At 71.4% G+C, this 26,444-nt stretch carries 29 protein-coding genes; 16 read left to right on the top strand and 13 right to left on the bottom strand.

Going from position 1 to position 26,444, the window contains the following annotated elements:
• Nucleotides 1–2: 2 nt before the first annotated feature.
• Complete coding sequence (gene mutY / locus ACK4S2_RS02055) at nt 3–1,043, bottom strand: A/G-specific adenine glycosylase (protein WP_409619819.1); 1,041 nt, start codon at nt 1,041–1,043, stop codon at nt 3–5.
• A gap of 97 nt (nt 1,044–1,140) precedes the next feature.
• On the opposite strand from mutY, the gene ACK4S2_RS02060 reads away from it, so the two are divergent.
• The 3 genes from ACK4S2_RS02060 to ACK4S2_RS02070 are packed head-to-tail and all read left to right on the top strand — an operon-like array spanning nt 1,141 to nt 3,437.
• Nucleotides 1,141–1,674: a DUF721 domain-containing protein gene (locus ACK4S2_RS02060; RefSeq protein ID WP_409619820.1), complete on the top strand. Its 534-nt coding sequence runs from the start codon at nt 1,141–1,143 to the stop codon at nt 1,672–1,674.
• Nucleotides 1,675–1,704: 30 nt separating this feature from the next.
• Nucleotides 1,705–2,313, top strand: a complete 609-nt coding sequence (locus ACK4S2_RS02065; protein ID WP_409619822.1) for a DsbA family protein — start codon at nt 1,705–1,707, stop codon at nt 2,311–2,313.
• On the top strand, nt 2,310–3,437 hold the full coding sequence (locus ACK4S2_RS02070) for a CaiB/BaiF CoA transferase family protein (protein WP_409619824.1): 1,128 nt from the start codon (nt 2,310–2,312) through the stop codon (nt 3,435–3,437). Before ACK4S2_RS02065 ends, ACK4S2_RS02070 begins: the two co-directional genes overlap by 4 nt.
• 87 nt (nt 3,438–3,524) lie before the next feature.
• On the opposite strand, the gene aroC is transcribed toward ACK4S2_RS02070, so the two are convergent.
• Nucleotides 3,525–4,625 (bottom strand): chorismate synthase, encoded by a 1,101-nt coding sequence (aroC, locus tag ACK4S2_RS02075; protein WP_409619826.1) that lies wholly within the window; start codon nt 4,623–4,625, stop codon nt 3,525–3,527.
• A gap of 123 nt (nt 4,626–4,748) precedes the next feature.
• Here aroC and ACK4S2_RS02080 point away from each other — a divergent pair, with 123 nt between their 5' ends.
• From ACK4S2_RS02080 to uvrC, 4 genes are all read left to right on the top strand, one after another.
• On the top strand, nt 4,749–5,558 hold the full coding sequence (locus tag ACK4S2_RS02080; RefSeq protein ID WP_409619828.1) for a S49 family peptidase: 810 nt from the start codon (nt 4,749–4,751) through the stop codon (nt 5,556–5,558).
• Nucleotides 5,555–5,737, top strand: coding sequence for a hypothetical protein (locus ACK4S2_RS02085; RefSeq protein ID WP_409619830.1), 183 nt, complete (start codon nt 5,555–5,557; stop codon nt 5,735–5,737). Before ACK4S2_RS02080 ends, ACK4S2_RS02085 begins: the two co-directional genes overlap by 4 nt.
• Nucleotides 5,734–6,294 carry a Rossmann fold domain-containing protein gene (locus tag ACK4S2_RS02090; protein WP_409619832.1) on the top strand — a complete coding sequence of 187 codons (561 nt, stop codon included), beginning with the start codon at nt 5,734–5,736 and terminating at the stop codon, nt 6,292–6,294. Before ACK4S2_RS02085 ends, ACK4S2_RS02090 begins: the two co-directional genes overlap by 4 nt.
• Nucleotides 6,295–6,598: 304 nt before the next feature.
• Nucleotides 6,599–8,485, top strand: coding sequence for an excinuclease ABC subunit UvrC (gene uvrC / locus ACK4S2_RS02095; protein WP_409619834.1), 1,887 nt, complete (start codon nt 6,599–6,601; stop codon nt 8,483–8,485).
• 101 nt (nt 8,486–8,586) lie between these two features.
• Here uvrC and ACK4S2_RS02100 read toward each other — a convergent pair whose 3' ends face one another.
• The 9 genes from ACK4S2_RS02100 to ACK4S2_RS02140 all read right to left on the bottom strand — a co-directional run bounded on the left by ACK4S2_RS02100 (nt 8,587) and on the right by ACK4S2_RS02140 (nt 19,752).
• A complete protein-coding gene (locus ACK4S2_RS02100; protein WP_409619836.1) occupies nt 8,587–9,258 on the bottom strand; it encodes an RluA family pseudouridine synthase in 672 nt (223 codons plus the stop codon).
• A gap of 67 nt (nt 9,259–9,325) precedes the next feature.
• Nucleotides 9,326–10,219 (bottom strand): homocysteine S-methyltransferase family protein, encoded by an 894-nt coding sequence (locus ACK4S2_RS02105; protein ID WP_409619838.1) that lies wholly within the window; start codon nt 10,217–10,219, stop codon nt 9,326–9,328.
• Complete coding sequence (locus tag ACK4S2_RS02110) at nt 10,220–10,843, bottom strand: LysE family translocator (RefSeq protein WP_409619840.1); 624 nt, start codon at nt 10,841–10,843, stop codon at nt 10,220–10,222.
• 82 nt (nt 10,844–10,925) lie between these two features.
• Nucleotides 10,926–13,547, bottom strand: a complete 2,622-nt coding sequence (locus tag ACK4S2_RS02115) for a chromosome segregation protein SMC (protein WP_409619842.1) — start codon at nt 13,545–13,547, stop codon at nt 10,926–10,928.
• Entirely contained in the window at nt 13,544–14,656 is a 1,113-nt protein-coding gene (locus ACK4S2_RS02120; protein ID WP_409619844.1) for an exonuclease SbcCD subunit D, read from the bottom strand. The genes ACK4S2_RS02115 and ACK4S2_RS02120 overlap by 4 nt, the downstream gene beginning before the upstream one ends.
• A gap of 65 nt (nt 14,657–14,721) precedes the next feature.
• On the bottom strand, nt 14,722–17,394 hold the full coding sequence (locus ACK4S2_RS02125; RefSeq protein ID WP_409619846.1) for an HAD-IC family P-type ATPase: 2,673 nt from the start codon (nt 17,392–17,394) through the stop codon (nt 14,722–14,724).
• A gap of 88 nt (nt 17,395–17,482) precedes the next feature.
• Nucleotides 17,483–18,838, bottom strand: coding sequence for an MATE family efflux transporter (locus tag ACK4S2_RS02130; RefSeq protein ID WP_409619848.1), 1,356 nt, complete (start codon nt 18,836–18,838; stop codon nt 17,483–17,485).
• A gap of 94 nt (nt 18,839–18,932) precedes the next feature.
• Nucleotides 18,933–19,133 (bottom strand): hypothetical protein, encoded by a 201-nt coding sequence (locus ACK4S2_RS02135; RefSeq protein ID WP_409619850.1) that lies wholly within the window; start codon nt 19,131–19,133, stop codon nt 18,933–18,935.
• Between the two features lie 223 nt (nt 19,134–19,356).
• Nucleotides 19,357–19,752, bottom strand: coding sequence for an ArsR/SmtB family transcription factor (locus ACK4S2_RS02140; protein WP_409619851.1), 396 nt, complete (start codon nt 19,750–19,752; stop codon nt 19,357–19,359).
• Nucleotides 19,753–20,090: 338 nt separating this feature from the next.
• Between ACK4S2_RS02140 and ACK4S2_RS02145 the strand changes: the two genes are divergently transcribed.
• From ACK4S2_RS02145 to ACK4S2_RS02165, 5 genes are all read left to right on the top strand, one after another.
• Nucleotides 20,091–20,417, top strand: a complete 327-nt coding sequence (locus tag ACK4S2_RS02145) for an AtpZ/AtpI family protein (protein WP_409619853.1) — start codon at nt 20,091–20,093, stop codon at nt 20,415–20,417.
• A 2-nt stretch (nt 20,418–20,419) separates the two neighbouring features.
• Nucleotides 20,420–21,163, top strand: coding sequence for a F0F1 ATP synthase subunit A (locus tag ACK4S2_RS02150; protein ID WP_409619854.1), 744 nt, complete (start codon nt 20,420–20,422; stop codon nt 21,161–21,163).
• A 44-nt stretch (nt 21,164–21,207) separates the two neighbouring features.
• On the top strand, nt 21,208–21,444 hold the full coding sequence (locus ACK4S2_RS02155) for a F0F1 ATP synthase subunit C (RefSeq protein ID WP_409619856.1): 237 nt from the start codon (nt 21,208–21,210) through the stop codon (nt 21,442–21,444).
• 65 nt (nt 21,445–21,509) lie between these two features.
• Entirely contained in the window at nt 21,510–22,043 is a 534-nt protein-coding gene (locus ACK4S2_RS02160) for a F0F1 ATP synthase subunit B' (RefSeq protein ID WP_409619858.1), read from the top strand.
• 5 nt (nt 22,044–22,048) lie between these two features.
• A complete protein-coding gene (locus tag ACK4S2_RS02165) occupies nt 22,049–22,603 on the top strand; it encodes an ATP F0F1 synthase subunit B (RefSeq protein WP_409619860.1) in 555 nt (184 codons plus the stop codon).
• A gap of 55 nt (nt 22,604–22,658) precedes the next feature.
• On the opposite strand, the gene ACK4S2_RS02170 is transcribed toward ACK4S2_RS02165, so the two are convergent.
• The gene (locus ACK4S2_RS02170; protein ID WP_409619862.1) at nt 22,659–23,225 is read right to left on the bottom strand and encodes a TlpA family protein disulfide reductase; all 567 of its coding nucleotides are present in this window, start codon (nt 23,223–23,225) and stop codon (nt 22,659–22,661) included.
• On the opposite strand from ACK4S2_RS02170, the gene argH reads away from it, so the two are divergent.
• Genes argH through ACK4S2_RS02185 form a run of 3 tightly spaced genes read left to right on the top strand, consistent with a single transcriptional unit; the run spans nt 23,224 to nt 24,947 of the window.
• Nucleotides 23,224–24,633 (top strand): argininosuccinate lyase, encoded by a 1,410-nt coding sequence (gene argH, locus ACK4S2_RS02175; RefSeq protein ID WP_409619864.1) that lies wholly within the window; start codon nt 23,224–23,226, stop codon nt 24,631–24,633. The genes ACK4S2_RS02170 and argH overlap by 2 nt on opposite strands.
• The gene (locus ACK4S2_RS02180; RefSeq protein ID WP_409619866.1) at nt 24,630–24,782 is read left to right on the top strand and encodes a hypothetical protein; all 153 of its coding nucleotides are present in this window, start codon (nt 24,630–24,632) and stop codon (nt 24,780–24,782) included. The genes argH and ACK4S2_RS02180 overlap by 4 nt, the downstream gene beginning before the upstream one ends.
• A gap of 12 nt (nt 24,783–24,794) precedes the next feature.
• Nucleotides 24,795–24,947, top strand: a complete 153-nt coding sequence (locus ACK4S2_RS02185) for a hypothetical protein (RefSeq protein WP_409619868.1) — start codon at nt 24,795–24,797, stop codon at nt 24,945–24,947.
• 26 nt (nt 24,948–24,973) lie between these two features.
• Here the strand turns inward: ACK4S2_RS02185 and ACK4S2_RS02190 are convergent, their stop codons facing one another.
• Nucleotides 24,974–25,594, bottom strand: a complete 621-nt coding sequence (locus ACK4S2_RS02190; RefSeq protein ID WP_409619870.1) for a thiamine phosphate synthase — start codon at nt 25,592–25,594, stop codon at nt 24,974–24,976.
• A 149-nt stretch (nt 25,595–25,743) separates the two neighbouring features.
• On the opposite strand from ACK4S2_RS02190, the gene ACK4S2_RS02195 reads away from it, so the two are divergent.
• Nucleotides 25,744–26,442 carry an RNA methyltransferase gene (locus ACK4S2_RS02195; protein ID WP_409619898.1) on the top strand — a complete coding sequence of 233 codons (699 nt, stop codon included), beginning with the start codon at nt 25,744–25,746 and terminating at the stop codon, nt 26,440–26,442.
• Nucleotides 26,443–26,444 lie beyond the last annotated feature (2 nt).

Here is a 26,444-nt window from a genome sequence, read left to right on the forward strand (position 1 = left end):
GCTCAGGGCAGATGGGGCAAGGCCGCCTCCCACGCCTTGCGCATCACGCTGGGCAGGGTTTCGGGCCGGAAACCGGGCACGAAGGCACCGCGATGTGGCCGGGCATCCTTTGCCACCTGCGCCACCTGCACCGACAGGATCAGGTGGAAATGGGTGAAGGTGTGGGTGACGGCCGCGTTCAGCGCCAGCCAGTCGGCATCCAGCGGCGGCTCGGCCGGAGCCGGGGCCTCGGCCCAGTCGTTGCCGGGCCAGCCGGGCATCCCGCCCAGCAAGCCGCGGGCCGGGCGGGTTTCCAGCAGCACCGCGCCATCGCTGCGCTGCGCGACAAAGACCGTGCCGCGGCGCGTGGGCTTGGGGGCCTTGCCCAGCTTGCGCGGCAGGTCGGCGGCAAGCCCCTGCGCCTGCCCCTCGCAATGGCCGCGCACCGGGCAGACGCTGCAGGCCGGGTTGCGCGGGGTGCAGATCGTGGCGCCCAGATCCATCATCGCCTGGGCATGGTCGCCGGGGCGGGCCTGCGGGGTCAGCCGGCTTGCCAGCGCGGCCAGCTGCGGCTTGCTGCGCGGCAAGGGATCCTGCACCGCGAACAGGCGCGCGACGACGCGTTCCACGTTGCCATCGACCACGACCGCCGGGCGGTCGAAGGCGATGGCCGCCACCGCCGCCGCCGTGTAAGGCCCGACGCCGGGCAAGGCGCGCAAGCCTGCCTCTGTCGTCGGAAAGCCGCCCATTGCCGCCACCACCCGGGCGCAGGCCAGCAGGTTGCGCGCCCGGGCGTAATAGCCCAGCCCGGCCCATTCGGCCATCACCTCGGCATCGGGGGCGGCGGCCAGGGCGGCAACATCGGGCCAGCGGTCGGTAAAGCGGCGGAAATACTCTCGCACGGCCGCGACCGTGGTCTGCTGCAACATCACCTCGGAGAGCCAGACCCGGTAAGGGTCGGGCACCACCCCGGCGGCACGGTCGGCCGGCGCGACGCGCCAGGGCAGGATGCGGGCGTGCCGATCGTACCAGGCCAGCAGGTCGGCGCCAAAGGTGTCTTGCATTTTTCGGTCTCCTGCGGCGCAGTCACGCGCTAGTCACTGGCGCCTGCCCGCGCGGCCGATAGAATAGCGCCGACACCAGCAAGGAAAACCCCAAGGCATGGCCCGACCGTCCGACCCCTCTGCCCCACCGCCCGGCCGCCGCATGCGCGGGTTCGAGCCGGCGGGCGGGCTGATGGCCCGGCGCATCCAGAAGGCCGGCGAATCGCGCGGCTTTGCCGTGACGCGGCTGCTGACGCACTGGCCCGAAGTGGCGGGCGCCGACATGGCCGCGGTGACGCTGCCGGTCAAGGTCGGCTACGGGCGCGAAGGCATGGGGGCCACGCTGACGCTGCTGGTGGCGCCGGCCCATGCCCCGATGGTCGAGATGCGCAAGGAACGCCTGCGCGAGCGGGTGAACGCCGTTTACGGCTACAACGCCATCGCCCGCATCCACCTGACCCAGACCGCCGCCACCGGATTTGCCGAAGGACAGGCGGCCTTCGACCACGCGCCGCGCACCGGCGATGCCCCGCGCGCCTTGCCGGAACCCGGCCCCGAAGCCCGCGCCGTCGCCGATGGCGTGGCCGATGCCGGTCTGCGCCGGGCGCTGGAACAGCTGGCCCAGAACGTGCTGGCGCGCAAGCGCCCCTGACCCCGAAATCCGATCCAGAAAGGAACCCCGATGCATCGCAGAACCCTGCTTGGCGCCCTGGCCGCCGGTGCCGTTGCCGCCCACCTGCCGCTGGCCGCCCGTGCCGAAACGCCCGAGGTCTGGGAGGTGGCAATCGGCCCGGCCGATGCCAAGGTCACGCTGACCGAATACGCCAGCTACACCTGCCCGCATTGCGCGAATTTCCATGCCAAGGTGTTCAAGGATCTCAAGCGCGACTACATCGACACCGGCAAGATCCGCTTTGTCTACCGCGAGGTCTATTTCGACCGCTACGGGTTGTGGGCCGCGATGGTTGCGCGCTGCGGCGGCGAGATGCGGTATTTCGGCATCCAGGACTTGCTTTATTCCCAGCAGCGCGAATGGTCCTCGGCCGGCGACCCGGTGGCCATCGTCGAGGCGCTGCGCAAGATCGGCCTGACCGCCGGGCTGACCAAGGAACAGCTCGACGCCTGCCTGTCCGATGGCGCGATGGCCGAGGCGATGATGGCCAAGTTCCAGAAGGATGCCGAGGCCGACAAGATCGACAGCACCCCGTCGCTGGTCATCAACGGCGAGAAATACAGCAACATGTCCTACGCCGACCTCAAGGCCATCCTGGACAAGAAGCTGGCCGAATGACCACCGCACCGCTGGCCGGCCTGAAGGTGGTGGAGCTGGCGCGCATCCTGGCCGGTCCCTGGGCCGGGCAGACGCTGGCCGACCTTGGCGCCGATGTCGTCAAGGTCGAGGCGCCGGAAGGCGACGATACGCGCCGCTGGGGCCCGCCCTTCGTGGACCGGGGCGGCGACCGTTCGGCCGCCTATTTCCACGCCGCCAACCGCGGCAAGCGGTCGGTCGTGGCCGATTTCCGCACTGCCGAAGGCCAGGCGCTGGTGCGCCGGCTGGTGGCCGATGCCGATGTGCTGATCGAGAACTTCAAGGTCGGGGGGCTGGCGAAATACGGGCTGGACTACGCCAGCCTCAAGGCGGTGAACCCGCGGCTGATCTATTGCTCGGTCACCGGCTTTGGCCAGACCGGGCCCTATGCACACCGGGCGGGCTACGATTTCATCATCCAGGGCATGTCCGGGCTGATGAGCGTGACCGGCGAACCGGGCGGCCAGCCGCAGAAGGTGGGCGTGGCGGTGACCGACATCTTCACCGGCGTCTATGCGGTGGTCGGCATCCTGGCCGCGCTGCACCGGCGGCAGGCGACCGGGCAAGGCGAATACATCGACATGGCGCTGCTGGATGTGGCCACCGCCATCATGGCCAACCAGGGCATGAACTATCTGGTCTCGGGCAAGCCGCCGGGGCTGATGGGCAACGCGCACCCGAACCTGGCGCCCTATGCGGTGTTCGACTGCGCCGACGGCTGGATCATCCTTGCCACCGGGAACGATGCGCAATACCGCCGGCTTTGCGCGGTGCTGGGCCTGGGCGACATGGCCGATGACCCCGCCTTTGCCACCAATGCCGATCGCATCGCCCACCGCGACGAGATGACCCGCCGCCTGACCGAAGCCACGAGGGGCTGGGCCAAGGCCGACCTGCTGGCGGCCTGCGAGGCTCAGGGCATTCCCGCCGGCCCGATCAACGACCTGGCCGAGGTCTTTGCCGACCCGCAGGTGCAGGCGCGCGGGCTGGTGCTGGACATGGACGGGATGCCGGGCTTGCGCACGCCGATCACCTTTGCCGGTGCCGCGCTGGCCACCGGGCGGCCCGCGCCGGCGCTGGGGCAGGATCAGGCCGAGGCGGACTGACCGCCGCGCGCGCGGCCGGCGTGGCAGCGGGGGTTTTGCACCCCCGCACCCCCGCAGGATATTTTTGCAAGGTGAAGCCGCGCAGCGTCAGCCGATCCGGCCGCGCAGGCCGCCGGTCTGGCCGCGGTCCATCAGCAGATGGTCGAGCAGGACGCAGGCCATCATCGCCTCGCCCACCGGCACGGCGCGGATGCCGACGCAAGGGTCGTGGCGGCCCCTGGTGACCACCTCGGTTTCCTCGCCTGCCACGGTCACGCTGCGGCGCGGGGTCAGGATGCTGGAGGTGGGTTTCACCGCAAAGCGGCAGACCACGGGTTGCCCGGTGGAAATGCCGCCCAGGATGCCGCCGGCGTGGTTGGACAGGTATTCCGGGCCGTTCGGACCCATGCGGATTTCGTCGGCGTTCGTGCTGCCGGTCAAGGCGGCGGCGGCCATGCCTTCGCCGATTTCCACGCCCTTGACGGCATTGATGCTCATCATCGCCGCCGCCAGGTCGCTGTCGAGCTTGGCGTAAAGCGGCGCGCCAAGGCCGGGGGGCACGCCTTCGGCCACCACCTCGATCACGGCGCCGACGGAATCGTGCGCCTTGCGCAGGCGGTCGAGCTCTTCGGCCCAGGCGGCGGCGGCCCGGGCGTCGGGGCACCAGAACGGGTTGCGGTCGATTTCGGCGGCGTCGAAGCGCGCCCGGTCGATGGCATGGGCGCCCATCTGCACCATGTAGCCCGTGATCCGCAGCCCCGGCACCAGCGCGGCCAGCACCGCCCGGGCCACGCCGCCGGCCGCCACCCGTGCCGCGGTTTCGCGCGCGCTGGAGCGCCCGCCGCCGCGATGGTCGCGCAGGCCGTATTTCTGGTGATAGGCGATGTCGGCATGGCCCGGGCGGAAGGTGCGCGCGATATCGCCGTAATCCCTGGACCGCTGGTCGGTGTTTTCGATCATCAGCTGGATCGGCGTGCCGGTGGTGCGCCCTTCGAAGGTGCCCGACAGGATGCGCACCAGGTCGTCCTCGCGCCGCTGGGTGGTGTAGCGGCTTTGCCCGGGCTTGCGCCGATCCAGCCAGGGCTGGAGGTCGGCTTCGGTGACGGCGATGCCGGGCGGGCAGCCATCGACCGTGCAGCCAAGCGCCGGCCCGTGGCTTTCGCCCCAGGTGGTGACGCGGAACAGGTGGCCGAAGGTGTTGAAGCTCATGGTCTGCCCCTTGCTGGCGGATGCGGGCTTCCTAGCGCCTCGGGGCCGCCGGGGGAAGCGGCGCGCGCGAAAAACCCGCGCTGCCGCTTGCCGCGGGGCAGGCGGCCGCATACATCGACAGGCATGATGCGCTTCATCCCCTTCATCCCTCGTCCGCCGGTCGTGTCGGTTGTCCGGCTGGCCGGGGCGATCGGGGCCGCCGGCCGGTTCGGCGGCGGCCTGAACGATGCTGCCCTTGCCCCCGTGCTGGAGCGCGCCTTCAAGGCGGGCCGGCCAAAGGCGGTGGCGCTGGTCATCAACAGCCCCGGCGGATCGCCGGTGCAATCCTCGCTGATCGCGGCGCGCATCCGGCGGCTGGCCGAGGAAAGAAAGCTGCCGGTGCACGCCTTTGTCGAGGATGCGGCGGCTTCGGGCGGCTATTGGCTGGCCTGTGCGGCCGATGACATCTGGGCCGACGACAGCAGCATCCTGGGGTCCATCGGGGTGATCTCGGCCGGCTTCGGCTTTCCCGAGCTGCTGGCGCGGCAGGGGATCGAGCGGCGGGTTCATACCGCGGGGCGGTCGAAAAGCACGATGGACCCGTTCCGCCCGGAAAGCCCCGAGGATGTGGCGCGGCTGAAGGGCATTCTGGAGCCGATTCACGCCGCCTTCATCGCGCATGTGCAGGCCCGGCGTGGCGACCGGCTGGCCAAGGACGCGCCCGATCTGTTTGAGGGCGCCTTCTGGGCGGGGCGCGCGGCGGTGGCGCTGGGTCTGGCCGATGGCATCGCCCACCCGGTGCCGAAGCTGAAGGAAATCTACGGCGACAAGGTGCGGCTGGTAGTGCATGGGCCGCGGCGGGGCCTGATGGCCCGGTTCGGCCTGCGCGCCGGTGCCGAGGCGATTGCCGAGCTGGCCGAGGAGCGTGCCCTTTGGGCGCGGATCGGGCTGTGATCGTCAAGATCGTCACCCTCATGCTGGTGGTGCTGGCGGGGCTTGCCATTTTCGGCCGCATGCGGCTGGGCTTGCCGGGGCGCAAGGCGCCGCCGAGGCTGGCCGCCACCTGCCGCGATTGCGGGCGGCCGCGCATCGGCAAGGGCCCCTGTCCTTGCCAGTCGGAGAACCGGGGATGAAGGCGCTGTTGACCGGGCAAGGCGACTTGGCCGATCGGGTGGCCGGGGTGCTGGCGGCCGAGGGGTGGCTGTTGACCCGTGCCGCCGACGCGCCATCGGCCCGGCTGGCGGGGGACGAGACCCTGCTGGTTACCGTGGCGCCCGACCCCGCAGGCGACTGGGGGCCCGCGCTGGAGTCGGTCCTGCTGGCGCCGGTGCGGCTGGCGCAGGCGCTGGCGGCCGCCCAGCCCGACCCCTCGCGCGACGCCAGCGGCGAGCGGCGCGCGCCCGCGCAGGTCGTGCATGTGGTGCACCGGCGCGCGCTGGTGCCCGGTTGCGCAGACCCGGTGCAGGCCGCGGCGACCGCCGCTCTGGCAGCGGCCTTGCGCGAAGGCGCGCTGGCGCTGGCGCCGCGGCTGCGGGTCAACGGCCTGGCCGTGGACCAGGGCGCCGACCCCGCCCCGGCGCTGTCGTGGTTGCTGCGGGCCCATGCGGTGACCGGGCAGGTGCTGCACCTGGGGCCCGACCCCCGGCCCGTCACCGGCTGGCGCCGCGAGGCCGGCGCAGCGGACACTTGAAACCTGCGGGTTCCGCAGCCTGGCCTCTTGACTTGTCCACCGCTGCACGCGCAGTCACGCAACGGTAACGATTCTGTCATGCGGATCAATCGTTTGCCGAGGGTTAAGAAATTTATTCAATGTTTCCAGCAAGTTAAAAAATTGCCCAAAAAACGGGCAGATCAGGGAAACCGGCCGAAAACAACGGAAATCCGGCCAATCCAAAACCTTCTCCTCAGACTTATCCACAGAAACCGTGGACAGCTTTGCCCTTGAATCTGCGGCGCGGACAAGGCAGCCCACATCGCAAACCCGTGGAATCACCATGCAGGACGAAACCGCAGACCCCGCCGATCAACCCGAAGATGCAGCAACAGGCCATGCCCTGATCGCGCGGCTGGTGCGCGGGCTCGACGGCTCGCCCGGGGTTTACCGCATGCTCAATGCGGCGAACGAGGTGCTGTATGTCGGCAAGGCGCGCAACCTCAAGGCACGGGTGTCGAACTATGCCCGGCCGTCGGGCCATTCCGGGCGCATCGCGCGCATGATCCACGAAACCGCGGCGATGATGTTCCTGACCACGCGCACCGAGGTCGAGGCGCTGCTGCTGGAACAGAACCTCATCAAGCAGCTCAAGCCGCGCTACAACGTGCTGATGCGCGACGACAAGTCGTTCCCGAACATCCTGATCTCGGGCAACCACGACTTTCCGCAAATCGCCAAGCACCGCGGCAAGCGGTCGGCACCGGGGCATTACTACGGCCCCTTTGCCAGTGCCGGGGCGGTGAACCGCACGCTGAACCAGTTGCAGAAGGTCTTCCTGCTGCGCAGCTGTTCGGACACGGTGTTTTCCAGCCGCACGCGGCCGTGCCTGCTGCACCAGATCCGCCGCTGTTCGGCCCCCTGCACCGGCGAGATCGGCAAGGAGGATTACGCCGCGCTGGTGTCCGATGCGCAGCGCTTTCTCGAAGGCAAGACCACCCATGTGCAGGCCGAACTGGCCGCCCAGATGCAGGCCGCCGCCGAGGCGATGGAGTTCGAACGCGCCGCCGCCTTGCGCGACCGGATCCGGGCGCTGACGAACGTGCAGTCGGCGCAAGGCATCAACCCGCGCGGCGTGGCCGAGGCCGATGTGGTGGCCGTGCATCTCGAAGGCGGGCAGGCCTGCGTGCAGGTGTTCTTCATCCGCGCGCATCAAAGCTGGGGCAACCGCGATTTCTACCCGCGCACCGGGGCCGGGGCCGAGGAGCCGGAGATCCTCCAGGCCTTTCTCGCGCAGTTCTATGACGACCGCGAACCGCCGCGGCTGATCCTGACCTCGCATCCGGTCGAAGACCCCGACCTCCTGGGTCAGCTGCTGTCGGACCGCGCCGGGCGCAAGGTCGAGCTGGCGCTTCCCCAGCGCGGCGAAAAGGCCGAGCTGGTGGAAAACGCCCTGCGCAACGCGCGCGAGGCGCTGGGGCGCCGGCTGGCCGAAACCACCGCGCAAGGCAAGCTGCTGGCCGGCCTGGCCGAGGTCTTCGCGCTGGAGGCCCCGCCGCGCCGGATCGAGGTTTACGACAACAGCCACATCATGGGCACCGATGCCGTGGGCGGCATGATCGTGGCCGGGCCCGAAGGCTTCCTGAAGGGCGAATATCGCAAGTTCAACATCAAGGGCACCGACCTGACCCCGGGCGACGATTTCGGCATGATGAAAGAGGTGCTGACCCGCCGGTTCGAACGCCTGCTGCGCGACGACCCCGACCGCGAAAGCGGCGCTTGGCCCGACCTGCTGCTGATCGACGGCGGCGCCGGGCAGGTTTCGGCGGTGGCCGGCGTGCTGGCCGGGCTGGGGGTGGACGACGTGCCCTTCGTCGGGGTGGCCAAGGGCGTGGACCGCGACGCCGGCAAAGAGGAGTTCCACCGCCCCGGCCAGCCGCCGATGGCCCTGCCGCGCAACCACCCGGTGCTGTATTTCATCCAGCGTCTGCGCGACGAGGCGCACCGCTTTGCCATCGGCGCACACCGGGCGAAACGCGCCAAGGCGGTGGGCGCAACGCCGCTGGACGAGATTCCGGGCGTGGGGGCCGCGCGCAAGCGGGCGTTGCTGGCGCATTTCGGCTCGGCCAAGGCGGTGTCGCGCGCCGGCCTGCCCGACCTGATGGCCGTGGACGGCATTTCCGAGGCGATGGCACGCACCATCCACGATTTCTTTCACGATCGCGGGTAGCGGACCGGCGGGCAGGGGGCAGGGGGCGCTCGCGCCCCCTCTGGCCCGTGCCGGGCCATTCACCCCCGAGGATATTTGGGTCAAGGTGAAAGGCGCCGCGGTCAGAACGGGCAGGGCGCGTTGAAGGTCTGCATCACTCCGGTGTCCGGGTGGCGAAAGCGCAGCGATTCGGCGTGCAGCATCAGGCGCGGATGCGCGCGCGCGGCGCCCGAGGCATAAAGCGGGTCGCCCAGGATCGGGTGCCCCAGTTCGGCCATGTGCACCCGCAGCTGATGGCTGCGCCCGGTCAGCGGCATCAGCCGCACGCGCGTTTCACCCTCGCCGACCCGAACCACGCGCCAGTCGGTCTGCGCCGGGCGGCCGGTTTCGAAGTTCACGTGCTGGCGCGGCCGGTTCGGCCAATCCACGATCAGCGGCAGGTCGACGCGCCCCTGCCGCCCGGACATTTCGCCGGCAAGCCGGGCGATGTAGGTCTTCTTGATCGTGCGCGCTTCGAACTGCTTGCCCAGGGCGCCCTGCGCAGCCCGGGTGCGGGCAAAGACCATGACGCCCGAGGTGTCGAGATCGAGCCGGTGCACCAGCAGAACATCCGGCCAGACGGCGCGCAACCGTGCAATCAGGCAATCGGCGCGGTCCGCGCCCCGGCCCGGCACCGACAGCAGGCCGGCCGGCTTGTCCACCACCAGGATCGAGTCGTCGGCGTGCAGCACCCGCAGCGGCACGTCCGGGGGGGCATAGACAAAGCCCGGCTCGTTCTCCTCGGCACCCTGCATCTTCACCTTGCCCCAAATATCCCCGCCGGAGGCGCAGGCCGGCCGCCCCGTGCTGCGCGCGGGCGTTTCACACCACCCGATGCCCGGCCGCCAGCAGCCGCCGCCGCAGTTCGGCGATGTGATCGGGCCCCACCTCGCAGCAGCCGCCGACGATACTGGCGCCCATGCCGACCCAGGCCATCGCCATGTCGGCGTAGCGCGCAGGGGTCAGGTCGTGGCGGTGTTCCAGCGTGTCGACGGTGGGGGCATCGGTCTTGAACGCCTCGGAGATATGGGTGAAGCCATTGGCATAGGCGCCGAACGGCAGCCCGAGGTCGCGCAAGGCCGCAAGCGCGGCCGGCATCGCCTCGGGGACCGAGCAGTTGGCCAGCACCGCCGCCGGCCGATAGCGTGCGACCAGCGGGGCCAGCGCCGCCACCGGCTCGCCCGAGCGCAGGCGGCTGCCGTCGGCATCGTCCACGGTGACCGACAGCCAGACCGGGCGGCCCTGGCCTTGCGCGCCTGCCAGCGCGCCTTCGGCCTGTTGCACCGAGCTCATGGTCTCGGCCAGGAACAGATCCACGCCCGGCGCCAGCAAGGCGCAGATCTCGGCGTATTTCGGGGCGGCCTCGGCCACCGGAGGGCAGGTTTCGGGCCGGTAGGAGGCCACCAGCGGCCCCAGCGACCCGGCGATGCGTCCCGCGCCGTGGGCGGCGCGTGCGGCCTGCGCCTCGGCCAGGGCGGCAGCGTGCAGCCGGGCGAATTCATGGTCCAGCCCGAAGCGTTCCAGCCGGTCGTGGTGGATGGCATAGGTGTTGGTGGTGGCCACCGTGGCCCCGGCGGCGAAATAGTCGGCGTGAATCGCCTGCACGAGACCGGGGTGGTCCATCATCACCCGCGTGGCCCACAGCGGCGTGGGGGCCTGCCCCGACCGCCGCACCAGTTCCTGCCCCATCCCGCCGTCCAGCAAGGTGATGTCCATTCAGCCCTCCGTCGCAAGGCGGAGCGCGAGCCCGGCGAACAGCACCGCCGCCAGCCGGTTGACGACCCCCATCCGCCGCGCCAGCGCCTGCCCGGCGAAACCGGCGGCGGCACCGTAGCCCATGGTCACCAGCGTGCCGGTCAAGGCGAACACCAGCCCCAAGGCCACGATCTGCTGCCATACCGGCGGCCCGCCCGCCACCACGAACTGCGGCAGGAAGGCCAGCACGAACAGCACCGGCTTGGGGTTGAGCATGTTGGTCAGCAACCCCTTGCGCCAGGCGCGCCACAGGCTCGCATGCCCCTTCGCCGGGCCCGCGGGGCCGGCGCGCCACGCCTTCCACGCGAGCCACACCAGATAGGCCGCCCCCGCCCAGCGCAGGGCGTCCACCGCCTGGGGGTGTGCTGCGATCAGCGCCGAAACCCCGGCCGCGGCCAGCCCCACATGCCACAGCACGCCGGTGCCGGCACCGAACCCGGCCGCCGCCCCGGCGCGCGGCCCGCCCTGGATGCCGCAAGCCGTGGCCAGCACCATGTCGGCCCCGGGGGCAAAGTTCACCACCAGCCCGCCGACCAGAAAGGCCGCGAACTGTTCGGGCGACAGAAAGGCCAGCGCGTCGATCATGGCGGGGCTCCGGTGCGTCGGCGCCAGTGATCGGCGCGCAAGGGGCCAAGGTCAAGGGGCCTTGCGCGCGCCGGCGCCCCGGTCACGCCGGTTCGATCCGCACCTGCGCCCGTTCGCCGCCCAGGGCGGCAAAGGCGCGCTGGCGGCAGGTCAGCACCAGGATCTGCTGGTCGCGGGCGGTGCGGTGCAGCGCATCGAACATCGCCTCGATCCGGTCGTCGTCCGAATGCACCAGCGCGTCGTCCAGGATGACCGGAACCGGGCGGCCCGCCGCCGCGAACAGCCGGGCAAAGGCCAGCCGCGTCAGGATCGCCACCTGTTCGCGCGTGCCGCCCGACAGGATCTCCATCGCCTCGGCCTGGCCGTTGCGGGTCAGCGTGGCGGGCAGCAGGTTGGCATCGTCGAGCCCGAGGCGCGCACCGGGGTGCAGGATGGCCAGCAAGGGTTGCAATTCGCGCAGCACCGGCGCGAAATAGGCATCGCGCGCGCGGGTGCGCGCCTCGTCCAGCGCAAGGCGCAGGCGGTTCAGGGCGCGGACCTCGGCGTCATAACGCGCGGCGCGGGCCTCGGCCTCGGCCCGCGCCTCGCTCAGCGCCGAAAGCCTCTCCTCCAGCCCTTCCTCGGCCAGGGCGGCAATGGTGGCGTTCAGCGAGGCGAGGTCTTCGCGCGCGCGCTGTTCGGCGCTGCGGGCCTGTTCCACCGCGCCTTTCGCCCGGGCAAGCCGCGCCGCGCAGGTGGCAAGGTCGGGGGCCGCGGCGCGCAGCGTTGCCAGCGCCGTTTCGGCCTGGGCCGCCGTTTCGGCCAGCGCGGGGGCGAGGGGCGCCAGTTCGGCGATGCGCGCGGCCAGGGCCTCGGCGCTGCCGGCTTCGGCCTCGGTCGCGGCCAGTTGGCGGGCGGCGCTGCTGCGCTCGGCCTCGGCGGCGGCGCGGATCTCGCCGGCCTGGGCGGCCAGGGCCTGCGCGGCGCGCGCTTCGGCGCGGGCGGCATGCTCGGCCGCCTCGGCCGCGGCCAGGGCGGCGGTCAAGGCGGCGGGGTCTTCGGCGGTATCGGGGGCATCGGCCGCCTCGGCCAGGGCCCGGGCCAGCGCGGCGCGCAGGTCCTCCAGGCCTTCGGGGGCAACCTCGGCCAGCAGGGCTGCGGCCTGCTGCGCCTCGGTCTCCAGCCGCACCGCCTCGGCCCAGCGGGCGCGGGCGGCGGCCAGGCTTTCGGCCTGCGCCTCGGCCAGCACGCGGGCCAGGGCCGCGCCCGCCTGGGCGACGGCATCGCTGCTGCGGGCGCTGCCCGGGTCGATGCGCAGGGTGCCGAAGCCGGGCAATACCAGCTCGGCCGCCGACAGGATCGGCACCGGACCCGGGGGCAGCGGCGCGCCGTCCAGCTGGGCCGGGGCACCGTCGGGCCGCGCCTCGACCGTGACGGCCTGCGCCTCGGCCCGCGCGCGGGCGAGGTCCAGCGCGGCTTGCGCCTTTTCGGCCGCGTCCAGCAACCGCGCCGTCACCGCGATGCGGGCGCGTTGCGCGCGGGCCTGATCCAGCGCGGATTGCAACCCGTTCGCACGCTCGAGGCGGCGCTGCAGCGCGGCCGCCTGGTCGCGGGCCAGACGCGCCGTCTGCGCGCGGGCGGCCAGCTGCAACCGCTGGCGCAGCGCGCCGGTCTGCTGCGCCAGCGCCTCGGCGCGCGCGGCGGCGGCACCGTCGCGCCGGGCCAGGTCTTCGGCCCGGGCGCGGGCCTCGGCGGCGGTCGCCTCGGCCCGGCTGGCGGCGGTGCGGGCCTGATCCAGCCGGCGGGCAAGGCTCTCGGCCGCGGCCATGTCCTGCTGCAGGCGCTGATGGTCCAGCCGCGCCAGCCGCAAGGCCGCTTCGGCCTGTGCCACCGATGCCTGATGCGCCTCGGCGGCCTGATGGGCGGCGGTCGCCTCGGCCAGGGCCTGCGCCCGGGCGGCGGCATCGGCCGGGTCGGCCAGCCGGGCCAGGTTGCGCGCCACCTCGGCCCGGCGGGCAAGGTCGCCCGACAGCCGGTCCACCCGCGGGCGCAAGGCGGCCTCCTCGGCGGCCAGGGCTGCGGCCTCGTCCAGCGCGCGGGCCCATTCGCCGCCGGCCTTTGGGCGCAAGGTGCCAGTGGCCAGCCGCGCCAGCGCCTCGGACACGCGGTCCAGCACCGCATCCATCCGCCGCCCGCCGGTCATCATGTCGATCTCGCCGGCCACCGACGACAGCAGGTCGCGCCGCGCCAGCAGCCCGCGTTCGCGCAGCCGCCGTTCGTCGGTGCTGTTGCCTTCGGGCTCCAGCCCCAGCAGGCCCTGCCGCACCCAGAGCAGGCCCGAGGGCCCCGCCAGCCCGCCGCCGGACAGCGCATCGACCCAGGCTTCGGCCTCGTCGGCCTGGGCGATCAGCCGGCCGCCGGCGTCGGTGACGCGGGCCTGCGGGCGCTGCATCCAGCGTTTGGCAATGCGAAAGCGGCCTTCGGGCAGCTCGACCTCGACCATCACTTCGGGGGCGCCGCCGGCATGGGGTTGCAGCGCCTTGATGGCGGCGTTCCGGCTGCCGTGGCGTTCGAAGAACAGCGCGTGCAGCGCGTCGAAAAAGGTGGATTTGCCGAACTCGTTGGGTTCGGACAGCACGGTGATGCCGTCGCCGATGCCGGCAAGGCTGGCCCGCTGTTCGGCAAAGCGGCGCACATTGACCAGTTCGATCGCGCGCAGCTTCATGCCTGCACCTCTTGCGCCAGGGCATAAAGCCGCGCCAGCGCCGCTGCGGCGGTGTTGCGTTCGGCCGCGGCCAGCGCGGGGTTGCCGGCCTCGGCCAGCAGCGCCTCGGCCGCCTGCCGCAAGGCGCCGGCGCGGTCGATCCGGTCCAGGTCGTCGGGCTGCGCCTCGACCGCAAGCGCCGAAAGGTCGGCGGCGAACCAGCCGAAATCGGGGGCGCGGGCGGCAAGGGCGGCCTCCAGCGCGGCCCGGTCGGCCAAGGGCAGCCGCCCGGTGACGCCCAGGCGGATCAGATGGTCGCGGGCGCGGGTCTGCGGCAGCAGCGCGGCAAGGCGCGCCGGCGCATCGTCGCCGGGCAGCAGGTCCAGCACCGGGCGGCGCCAGCGGAACTGCGCGGTTTCCACCGGCGTCACCTGCGGCGCGCCCTCCAGCGCCACCAGCAGCGCCGCCCCGGGGGCGTCGTGCTTGAACCCGTCGGGCTCCGGCGTGCCGGAATACCAGGTGGCGGGCCCGACCTGCATCTGCCCGTGCCAGTCGCCCAGGGCAAGGTAATCCAGCCCCGAGCGGGCGGCGCGGTCGGGCGGGATGATGCCGGTGGCGCCTTCCTCGCCGGAAAAGTCGGTGATTGCGCCGTGCCCCAGCCCGATGCGCCGCGCGCCGGCGGGGGTGGCGGCGTCCATCGCCTCGGTCAGGTCGCGGCCGGGGCGGCGCTGCGTGCATGGCGCCGGCAGCAGCCAGACGCCGGGCGCCAGTTCCACCGGCGCCGGCGTGGTCAGCGCGCGCAGGTTGGCCGGCCCGTCGGCGGCGATGCGGCGCCACAGTTCCGAGGCCGCGAGGCTGTCGTGGTTGCCGGGCAGCAGAACCCAGGTCAGGTCCGCCTCCTCGCCCATCGCGCGCAGCGCCTGGCGCAGCGTGTCGGGCGCCGGGGTTTCGGCATCGAAGGTGTCGCCGGCCAGCAGCACCACCCCGGCGCCGCCGGCCCGGGCCGCGGCGGCCAACCGGGCGATGGCGCCGTGGCGCGCCTCGCGCAGGCGGTGGCGGATCGTCTCGGGGTAGCCGCCGAAGGGCCGGCCCAGATGCAGGTCGGAGCTGTGCAGAAAGCGAAAGGTCATGCGGCGGGTCCAGGGGCACGAGAGGGCGCGGGCACCGCCCAGCCTTGCCCGGATTCGCCGCCGCTTCAACCCCTTGCCGCCCCGGTCCCCGCGCCCGCCTCGGCCCCGCCCGCGCGCCGCAGGCCGAGCCGGATCTGCTTTTCGATCTCGATGATGGCAAAGAACGCCGCCCCCACCGCCAAGATCAGCACCCCGTCGGCCAGCGGCACCGCCACCGTGCCCAGCACCGCCTGCATCGGCGGCAGATAGGTCACCGCGAACTGCGCCGCCGTGATCGCCACCACCACCGCCCAGACCACCGGCGTGCCGCGCACCCCCGCCCATGTCAGCGAGGTGCCATGAATGTTGCGGATGAAGAACAGATGGAAGATTTCCAGCACAACCAGCGTGTTCATCGCCATGGTCTGCGCCAGCGCCAGCGGATACCCCTTGCCGATGGCATAGCTGAACACCGCGAACACCGCCGCGGTGAACAGCCCGCCCACCAGCACCACATGCCAGACCAGCTCGCCCGACAGGATCGGCGCCGCCCGCGGGCGCGGCGGGCGGGTCATGGTGCCGGGCTCGGTCGGCTCGAAGGCCAGCGCCAGGCCCAGCGTGATGCTGGTGATGAGGTTGATCCACAGGATCTGCACCGCCGTCACCGGCAAGGCCAGCCCGGCCAGCAGCGCCAGCACCACCACCAGCGCCTCGCCCGCGTTGGTGGGCAGGGTCCAGCTGATGACCTTCTTGAGGTTGTCGTAAACCGTGCGCCCTTCGCGCACCGCCGCCGCGATGCTGGCGAAATTGTCGTCGGCCAGCACGAGGCTCGCGGCCTCCTTCGCGGCCTCCGAGCCCTTGAGGCCCATGGCGATGCCGGCATCGGCGCGCTTGAGCGCCGGGGCGTCGTTCACACCGTCGCCGGTCATCGCCACCGACAGGCCGCGCGCCTGCAAGGCGGTGACCAGCCGCAGCTTGTGTTCCGGGCTCGTGCGCGCGAACACATCCACCACCGCGGCCTCCTGCGCCAGTTGCGCATCGTCCAGCTTGTCGAGGTCGGCGCCCGTCAGCACGCGCGCGGGGTTTTCCAGCCCGATCTGCGCCGCGATCGCCGCAGCGGTGCCGGCATGGTCGCCGGTAATCATCTTGACGCGGATCCCGGCGGCGCGGCACTCGGCCACGGCGGCAATCGCCTCGTCGCGCGGCGGGTCGATCAGCCCGACAAGGCCCAGCAGCGTCAACCGCCCGTCGAGGTCGTCCTGGCCGATCCGCTCGCCGTCGAAGGCGCGCACGGCCAGCGCCAGCACCCGTTGGCCGCGTGCCGCCATCGCATCGGCGCGGTGGTGCCAGCGGGTCAGGTCGATGCCCGTGCACATCATCAGCACCCGTTCGGGCGCGCCCTTCACATGCACCAGCCGCTGCCCGCCCGGCCCTTGCGACAGCACCGCCATATAGCGGTGGCGGCTGTCGAAAGGCACGGCATCCTGCCGCACCCAGCCGGCGGCATCCGCGACGCCGGCGCGGGCGGCAAAGGCCAGCAGCGCGCCTTCCATCGGGTCGCCCTCGACGCTCCAGACCCCGCCGCGCAAGGTCAGAGCGGCGTCGTTGCACAGGCGCGCCGCCAGTGCGAGGCCGCCCAGGTCGCCCGACGCCGGGGCGATGCGGCCTTCGGGCCCGTAGCCCGCCCCCTCGATCGCAAAAACCCCTTCGGGCGTTTCCGCCGCGGTCACCACCATCTCGTTGCGGGTCAGCGTGCCGGTCTTGTCGGTGCAGATCACCGAAACCGACCCGATCGCCTCGATCGCCGGCAACCGCCGCACGATGGCGTTGCGCCGCGCCATCGCCTGCACGCCGATGGCCAGCGTCACGGTCATCACCGCCGGCAAGCCTTCGGGAATGGCGGCAACGGCCACGCCGATCACCACCATGAACAGCTCGCCGAAATCCTGGTGGCCGACGAAATACCCCCAGGACAGCAGCAACCCCGCCACCAGCAGGATCAACAGCGACAGCCAGCGCGCGAAATGATCCATCTGCGCGACCAGCGGGGTGGTCAGCTGTTCCACCTTGTCCAGCATCCGGCCGATGCGCCCGATTTCGGTGGCCGGGCCGGTGGCCACCACCAGCCCCCGCGCGGTGCCTTGCGTGACCAGCGTGCCCGACCACAGCATCGACCGCCGGTCGCCCAGCGGGGCCTCGGCGGGCACCGGGCCTGCGTCCTTGTCCACCGGCACGGATTCGCCGGTCAGGATCGCCTCTTGCGCGGCCAGTCCGCGCGCCTCGAGGATGCGCAGGTCGGCCGGCACCTTGTCGCCCGCTTCCAGCAGCACGATGTCGCCCGGCACCAGATCGGCCCCGGGCACGCTGGTGCGCCGCCCGTCGCGCAGCACGGCGGCGCGCGGCGCCAGCATGCCGCGAATGGCGGCCATCGCGCTTTCGGCCTTGCCTTCCTGGATGAAGCCGATGGCGGCATTGGCCAGCACCACCGCCAGGATCACCCCGGTATCCACCCAGTGATCCAGCCCCGCCGTGATCGCGGCGGCGGCCAGCAGCACATAAATCAGCACGTTGTGGAACTGCGCCAGAAATCGCAGCAGCGGGCCGCGCGCCTTGGCCTCGGGCAGGCGGTTGGGGCCGTGGCGGGCCAGCCGCGCGGCGGCTTCGGCGCTGCTCAACCCGGCGGGGTCGGCGTGCAGGGCGGTCAGGCAGGCCTCGGCCGTCTGGCTGTGGGCTGCGGGCGGGGGGGCGAGCGGGGTCATGCGTTTTGCCTTTGCCGTCCGGGGCTTCGCCGGGCAGCATGGCACGGTCGGGCCGTCAGGGCCAGCCTTCAGGACGGCCTGCGACGGTTTAGGCCACCCGCGGCGCGCGCATCCAGAACCGCACCAGCAGCGCAGCGGCCGTCAGCGACAGGCCCAGCACCAGCCCCAGCCACAGCCCCACCCCGCCCCAGCCCAGCCCGAAGGCCATGCCGTAACTGGCCGGAATGCCGATGACCCAGTAGCACAGCGCGGCAATCAGCATCGGCACGCGCGTATCGCGGATGCCGCGCAGCAGCCCCAGCGCCATCACCTGCGCCGCATCCGCCACCTGAAAGGCCGCCGCGCACAGCAGCAGCAGCGACCCATAGGCCACGATCCGCCCCGCATCCGGGTCGCCCATGTCGAGGAACAGCCGGATCAGCGGCTCGGGCGCCAGCACGAAGGTGGCGATGATGAACAGCCCGATGCCCTGGCTCAGCACCAGCGCCACCGCCGCCCCGTCGCGCAAGGCGCGGGCGTCGCCTTCGCCTTCGGCCCGGCCGGTGCGGATGGTGGCGGCGTTCGACAGGCCGACATGGATCATGAAGGTGACGGCGGTGATTTCCAGCGCGATCCCGTGGGCGGCCAGTTCCACCGTGCCGATCCAGCCCATCATCAGCGCCGCGGCGTGGAACAACCCGCCTTCCATCAGGCTGGTCAGCCCGATCGGCCAGCCCAGCCGGAACACCAGCCGCATCGCCGGCCAGTCGGGGCGCCAGAGCCGCTGCAGGATGCGGAACCGCCGCAGCCCGGGGTGCAAGGCGCCATAGCCCGCCACCGCCACCAGCGTCACCACCTGCACCAGCACCGAGGCGACGGCCGCCCCCGCCAACCCCAGCTCGGGCGCGCCCCAGTTGCCAAAGATCAGCGCCCAGTTCAGCGCCGCATTCACCGCCACGCCCAGCAGCGTCACCGCCAGCACCACCCGCGTGTGTTCCAGCGCCGACAACCAGCTTCGCAGCACCATCACCATCAGCGCCGGCACCATGCCCAGCCCGGCGATGCGCAGGTAGTCCTGCGCCAGCGCCGAAACCTGCGCATCCTGCCCCAGCGCCAGCAACAGCGGCCCGGAAAACCAGAACACCGGATAGATCGCCGCGCCATACCCGATGGAAAGCCACAGGCCCATCCGCGTGTCGCGCCGCACCCGGGTTTCGTCGCCTGCCCCCATCGCGGCCGCCACCAGCGGCATCACCGCATGGGCAAACCCCGACCCCAGCATGAACAGCAGGAAAAAGCTCGACGCCCCCAGCACCCCCGCGGCCAGCGGCAGCACGCCATACCAGCCCAGCATCACCGTATCGGTGACATGCAGCGCCATCTGCGCCACATGGCTGCCGATCAGCGGCAGCCCCAGCACCAGCAGCGCGCGGGCATGGGCGTGATAAGGCAGGCGGGCAGGCATCGCATTCCCCCGGGGGTTGCAGGACAAGCGCCAAGCGCTAGCAAAGCTTGCCGCCGGGGGCAAGGTCGGGAAAGGCGCTCCTTCCTGGCCGGCATCAGCCCCGCAGGCTGTCCGCGATTCGGGTGCGCAGCCACAGCGTGCGCGGCGCGCCATCGTCGCGGCCACCGGCGCGGCGGCGCCGGCGCATCGCCTCCAGCCGATCGTCCACCCCACCGCGCAGGTCGCCCGCCGGCGAAACCGGCATGCGATCGGTCGCGCACCAGGCTTCGAGGCTCAGCTCCAGCGCCTCGGGCACCCCCACCCTTGCCGAGGCAGGCCAATTCGGGCTGCGACTCCGTCGATCCCGGCAAGCCGGCGCGGGCGCGCCCGCCGGAACCTCGTTCCAGCCCCTTGCCATCCCCGACGGCACCCGGATCACCGGCCAGATGCGGTGTTCCGGCGGCGCAGCGGCAGGCAGGGGGTGCAAAGGCCGTCGCGTTGACCGGCAAGGCGCTGACCGGCGGGGGGGGGCGGCAGGGTCAGGGGGCGGCGGCCGGGTCGCGGTCCGGGGGCAAGGCGCCTTCGGGCCGCGCGGGCGTGTCGCAGGCCTCGCCGGCCAGTTCGGCGGCAAGAAAGCGTTCGAACCCGTCGAGGTCGACCGGCTCGAACTGCCCGAAGCCCTGCATCCAGACCGAGGCGGCGCGCAGGCCATCGGGTTCGAGCTTGCACCATTTCACCCGTCCGCGCTTTTCCTGGCTGATGAGCCCGGCCTCGGCCAGGATCTGCAGGTGCTTGGAGATCGCCGCCAGCGACATGGCAAAGGGTTCGGCCACGTCGGTGACGGCCATGTCGTCTTCCAGCAGCAGCGACAGGATGGCACGCCGGGTCGGGTCGGCGAGGGCGGCGAAGGTCAGCGAGAGCGGATCGTCGGTCATGCGGGGCGGCCTGCGCGGCTAGGGGGGCGCTGCCCCCCGAAGGCGCGTGGCGCGCCTTCTCCCCCCGGGATATTTGGGGCAAGGTGAAAGGGCTGCGCCGGGTTCGGGGCGGAAAGGCCGGGGCCAAGGCTAGGGTGCCGCGCGGCAAAGGTCAACCGGCGGGTTGAATGTGCGCCGGGCGCCGCAACGCAGCCCAAGCGGTTGCCGCGCCGCGGCGTGGTGGCGCAAACGCATTGAATATCAATGGCTTGACGTGAGATGTCGCGCCGAGATGCGCGCTTGACTCCGGTCTGGCCCGTCACTAGGTTGCGCCCGACTGCAAGAAGGGGCCCCTGGGCATGGCAGACGATCCCGATCCCGGCCGCATCGACGCGCTGGAACGCCGGATCGCCGCGATGAAGGCGGGGGAAAAGCGGACCCCGACGGCAATGAAGGGCCTGGGCCAAGGCGAAGCGGCCTGGCGCATGGTGATCGAGCTGGTCGTGGGCATGGGGCTCGGGCTGGCGATCGGGTTCGGGCTGGACGTGCTGTTCGGGACGAAGCCGGTGATGATGGTGATCTTCGTCCTTCTGGGCCTTGCGGCCGGGATCAGGACGATGCTCCGCACGGCGGCGGAGCTGGGCAAACAGGCAGAGGCTTCCTCTGCGGGCGAAAAGAGGGACTAGACGTGGCGGCTGAAGGCGGTCTGCAGATTCACCCGATGGACCAGTTCATCGTGAAGCCCCTGTTCGGGGACGGTCCGGTGATGTGGTATACGCCCACCAACGTCACGCTGTGGCTGCTGCTGGCGGTGCTGGCCATCGGCGCGCTGATGGTGCTGGGCACGCGGCGCCGCGCGGTGGTGCCGACCCGCAGCCAGTCGGTGGCCGAGCTGGTCTACGGCTTCATCCACGACATGGTCGAGGATGTGGCGGGCCATGACGGGGTGAAATACTTCCCCTACGTGCTCACGCTGTTCCTGTTCATCCTGTTTGCGAACGTGCTGGGCCTGATCCCGATGTCGTTCACCACCACCAGCCATGTGGCGGTGACCGTGGTGCTGGCGCTGTTCGTGTTCCTGGGCGTCACGCTCCTGGGCTTTGCCCGCAAGGGCGTGGGCTTTCTGTCGATGTTCTGGGTGTCGTCGGCGCCCTTGCCGCTGCGGCCCGTGCTGGCGCTGATCGAGGTGATTTCCTACTTCGTGCGCCCGGTGTCGCATTCCATCCGTCTTGCGGGCAACCTGATGGCCGGCCACGCCGTGCTGAAGGTGTTCGCGGGCTTCGCCTCGGTCGCGCTGGTCTCTCCGGTTGCCATCGGTGCCATGACCGCGATCTACGCGCTCGAACTGCTTGTGGCCGTGATCCAGGCCTACGTGTTCACCATCCTGACCTGCGTCTATCTCAAGGACGCGGTGGGCGACGCCCACCACTGACGGTCAGACCCCTTACCAGCCATTCCAACCACAGGAGAACGATCATGGAAGGCGAACTCGCACAAATGGGCAAATTCATCGGTGCTGGCCTTGCCACCATCGGTCTGGGCGGCGCCGGCATCGGCGTGGGCCACGTTGCCGGCAACTTCCTCGCCGGCGCCCTGCGCAACCCCTCGGCGGCCGCTGGCCAGACCGCGACGCTGTTCGTCGGCATCGCCTTTGCCGAAGCGCTGGGGATCTTCTCGTTCCTGATCGCGCTGCTGCTGATGTTCGCGGTCTGATCCGGGCCGGGGGCGCGTGACGCGCCCCCAACCCAGACCGACCCCGACACAACCAGGAGACGATCATGGCAACGGATGCGCATGGCGCAGCCCATGGCGCCGAACAGGCCGCCGGCATGCCGCAGCTGGATTTCTCGACCTGGCCGAACCAGATCTTCTGGCTTCTGGTGGCGCTGGTCCTGATCCATCAGCTGCTGACCCGCGTGGCGCTGCCCCGGATCGGGGCGGTTCTGGCCGAACGCAAGGGCACCATCACCAACGACCTCGCCGCTGCCGAAGAACTCAAGCAGAAGGCGAAGCAGGCCGAGGCCGCCTACACCCAGGCGCTGGCCGACGCCCGCGCCGAAGCCGCCAGGATCGTGGCCGAGGCCCGCGCCGAAATCCAGGCCGACCTCGACGCGGCAACCGCCAAGGCGGATGCCGAAATCTCGGCCCGCGCGGCCGAATCCGAACGTCGCATCGCGGAGATCCGCGCTTCGGCGATGGAAAGCGTGACCGAAGTGGCCAAGGACACCGCGAAGGAAATCGTCGCGGCCCTGGGCGGCAAGGCCGACGCCCGCAGCGTCACCGCCGCGGTCAACGCCCGGCTGAAAGGATAAGGACGATGCGCTATATCCTTCCGTCGCTTCTGCTGGCCGCGCTGCCGGCGCATGCGGCCTCGGGCCCGTTCTTTTCGCTGGCCAACACCAACTTCACCGTGCTGATCGCCTTTGTGATCTTCATCGGCGTGCTGGTGTATTTCAAGGTGCCGGGCATGCTGACCGGCATGCTCGACAAGCGCGCGGCCAAGATCCAGCAGGATCTTGACGAGGCCCGCCGCCTGCGCGAGGAAGCCAAGGCCCTGGTGGCCAGCTATGACCGCAAGCTCAAGGAAGCGCGCGATCAGGTGGAACGCATCGTCGCCAATGCGCAGGCCGATGCCAAGGCCGCCGCCGAGGCCGCCAAGGCCGATCTGGCCCGCTCCATCGCGCGCAAGCTGCAGGCGGCCGAAGAACAGATTGCCGCGGCCGAAGGCTCGGCGATCCGCGAGGTGCGCGAACGCGCCATTGCGGTGGCCATCGCGGCGGCCGGCGATGTTCTGGCCAGGCAGACCACCGGCGAATCCGCCGCGGCACTGATCGACGCCTCGATCGCCGAAGTGGGCAAGCGGCTGAATTGACCGCCCGAGACAGACCGGACAAGGCCCTGCCGACCCCGGCGGGGCCTTGTTGCCTTCAGCGCGCCGCCAGATGCGCCAGCACCGCCCGTGCGTCGGCGCCGTTCCAGTCGGCTTCGCCGATCAGCCGCGCCACCTCGCGCCCCTCGCGGTCCAGCAGCACGGTCACCGGCAGGCCGACGACGCCCATTTCCCGCGCCAGCGCCGATTTCGGGTCCAGCAGCACCGGCAGGTTGACGATGCCCGCCTCGGCGCGGAACTTGTCGATGGCGGCGGGCGGGTTGCGCCCGGTGGCCACGGCCACCACCGCCACATCCGGCGCCATCGCCGCAGACAGCGCATCCAGCGCCGGCATTTCCGCCCGGCACGGCGCGCACCAGGTGGCCCAGAAGTTCAGCACCACCACCCGGCCTTGCCAGTCGGCCAGCCGGTGTTCGGTGCCATCGCGCCCGGCAAAGGTCGCGGTGCCGGCCGCGACCGGCGCGGCATGGACCACCAGCTTGCGCATGTCGCCCGTGCGCAGCGCCTCGGGCACGGCTTCGGCCGCTGCCGGGTTTGCACCCAAGGCCAGGGCCGTATACACAGCCGCCACCAGATACCCCTTGAACCCCGACAGGCCCGCCATGACCAACCCCTCGCCCGATGCCAAAGCCGCCGCCAATGCCATGTGGGGCGGGCGCTTTACCGCCGGGCCCGATGCGATCATGGAGGCGATCAACGCCTCGATCGGCTTCGACCGGCGGCTTTACGCCCAGGACATCGCGGGCAGCCGCGCCCATGCCGCCATGCTGGCAGCCACGGGCATCCTGACGGATAGCGATGCAACCGCGATCCGGGAAGGGCTGCTCACGGTGTTGTCAGAGATCGAGGCCGGAACCTTCGACTTCCGCACCGATCTGGAAGACATCCACATGAACGTGGAAAGCCGCCTGCGCGACCTGATCGGCCCCGCGGCGGGCCGCCTGCACACCGCGCGCAGCCGCAACGACCAGGTCGCGGTGGATTTCCGGCTGTGGGTGCGCGACCAGTGCGATGCCGCCATCGGCGGCATCGAGGCGCTGATCCGCGCGCTTCTGGATCAGGCCGAGGCCGGGGCCGACTGGGTGATGCCTGGCTTCACCCACCTGCAAACCGCCCAGCCGGTGACCTGGGGCCACCACATGATGGCCTATGTCGAAATGCTGGGCCGCGATCTGGGCCGGTTCCGCGATGCCCGCGCCCGGATGAACGAATGCCCGCTCGGCGCGGCGGCGCTGGCCGGCACCAGCTTTCCCATCGACCGGCACATGACGGCGGCGGCGCTGGGCTTCGACCGGCCCACGGCCAACAGCCTCGATTCGGTGTCCGACCGCGATTTCGCGCTGGAGTTTCTGGGCGCCGCCAGCATCTGCGCCATGCACCTCAGCCGCTTCGCCGAAGAGCTGGTGATCTGGTCCTCGGCGCAGTTCCGCTTCGTGCGCCTGCCCGACCGCTGGACCACCGGGTCCAGCATCATGCCGCAGAAAAAGAACCCCGACGCGGCCGAGCTGATCCGCGCCAAGATCGGCCGCATCCTGGGCGCCAACATCGCCTTGTTCACCGTGATGAAGGGGCTGGCGCTGACCTATTCCAAGGACATGCAGGAAGACAAGGAACAGGTGTTCGACGCCGCCGATTCGCTGATGCTGGCGCTGGCGGCGATGACCGGCATGGTCGCCCACATGCAGGCCAACCGCCCGGTGCTGGCGGCGGCGGCGGCCTCGGGCTTTTCCACCGCCACCGATCTGGCCGACTGGCTGGTGCGCGCCCTGGGCCTGCCCTTCCGCGAGGCGCATCACGTCACCGGCGCGCTGGTCAAGCTGGCCGAGGACAAGGGCTGCGATCTGCCCGACCTCAGCCTCGACGAGATGAAATCCGCCCATCCCGGCATCACTGCCGAGGTGTTCGGCGTGCTGGGGGTGGAAAATTCGGTGCGTTCGCGGCAATCTTACGGCGGGACCGCCCCCGATCAGGTGCGCGCCCAGATTGCCCGCTGGAAGGAACGCCTGGCGTGAAAGCCGCCCTTGTCCTGCCCCTGCTGCTGGCCGCCTGCGTTGCCGAACCCCGGTTGAACGCGGGCATTTCCATCGGCACCGGGGGCGTTTCGGTTTACCCCAGCGTGTCGGGCCGCGTCGGCCCGGCGCGCGTTGCCATTTCGCCCTGAAGGATTTTCGCCATGACCCGTCTTGTCGCCCTTGCCCTGTCGCTCGGCCTGCTGGCCGGCTGCGGCGCCGACGGCCCCCCGGTGCCGCCCACCAAGGCCGAAACCGCGCCGACCGGCCTGCGCGTTTCGGGCGAGGCGCGCATCGGCATCGTCACCGGGTTCTGACCCCGCGGGCTGCCGGCCGCGGCGGCTCAGCCCATCGCGGCGATCAGCGCCTTCAGCGCCGCGGCCGGGTCGTCGTGGCGCCACACCTCGTCGCCAAAGGCGAAGAAGTCGGTGGCCGGCGCCAGCGCCGCCACCAGATCGGGCGTCAGGGCCCCCTCGGCCACCACCGGCACCTCGATCATCTCCGACCACCACTGGAACAGCTCGGGCTCGGCCCGGCTGCCGTCGCCCAGGGCCGTGGCGCCCACGGGGCCGAAGCTGACGTAATCCGCGCCGGCCTCGGCGGCGTTCATGCCCTCGTGCCGGGTGGTGCCGCAGAACGCCCCGATGATCGCATCGGCGCCCAGATCCTTGCGGTGCTTGCGGATGTTGCGCGCCCCGTCGGTCAGGTGCACGCCGTCCAGCCCCAGCCGCGCGACCATCTGCACATGCCGCTCGATCACCAGCGGCACATCGCGCGCATGGGCCACCAGCCGCAGCGTATCGGCGGCGCGGGCGATGTCGTCTTCGTCGCGCGTGGCCAGCGCCAGCCGCAGGCAAGCCACCTCGGCGGCATCCAGCACCGCCGCCAGCCGGTCGGGAAACAGGTCCAGGTTCATCGTCGGCGGCGAGATCAGGTAAATCTGCGGGCGGTCGGCGTCGGCCATGCGGGCGGTCCTTTGCGGTTTTCCGCCTTGTAGCGCGCCCGTGGGCGAAAGGCCACCGGCAGGGCAGGGCCGGCCGCCCTTGCACCGCGGGCCCGCGCACCCTATCACCCCTCCGTTCCGGCAAGGAGACCGCCTTGGACCAGCCCCTGATGATCCTCGTGCGCCCGCAGATGGGCGAAAACATCGGCGCCGCCGCCCGCGGCATGCTGAACTTCGGGCTCGACCGGATGCGCGTCGTCGCCCCGCGCGACGGCTGGCCGAACCCCAGGGCGGTGGCGATGGCTTCGGGCGCCGGGCGCCTGCTGGACCACGCCGGGCTGTTCCCCGATACGGCCGCCGCCGTGGCCGACTGCCACTATGTCTTTGCCACCACCGCCCGCCCGCGCGAACTGACCAAGCCCGTGCTCACCCCGGAGGAGGCGATGGCCCAGGCCCGCGCCCTGGTCGCGGCGGGCAAGCGGGTCGGCATCCTGTTCGGCCCCGAACGCACCGGGCTGGAAAACGACGACATCGCCTTGGCCAACGCCATCGTCACCGTGCCGGTCAACCCGGATTTCCCCTCGCTCAACCTCGCGCAATGCGTGCTGCTGGCCGGCTACGAATGGCGCCGCCAGACCGACGGCACCATCCCCGTGCCCGACATCGACCTGGCCACCGCGATCGAGCGCCAGCACCTCGGCGACCATTACGAGGAAACGCTGGAGGCGGCCGGGTTCTTCTTCCCCGAAACCAAGGCCGCGAACATGAAGCGCAACCTGCGCAGCATGTGGGCGCGCCTGCCCCTGACCCGCGCCGATGTGCAAACCCTGCACGGCCTGCTGCGCCAGGTGGTGCGCCGGCTGGGCTGACG

This window comes from Gemmobacter sp., from assembly GCF_046292685.1.
GTDB lineage: Bacteria > Pseudomonadota > Alphaproteobacteria > Rhodobacterales > Rhodobacteraceae > Wagnerdoeblera.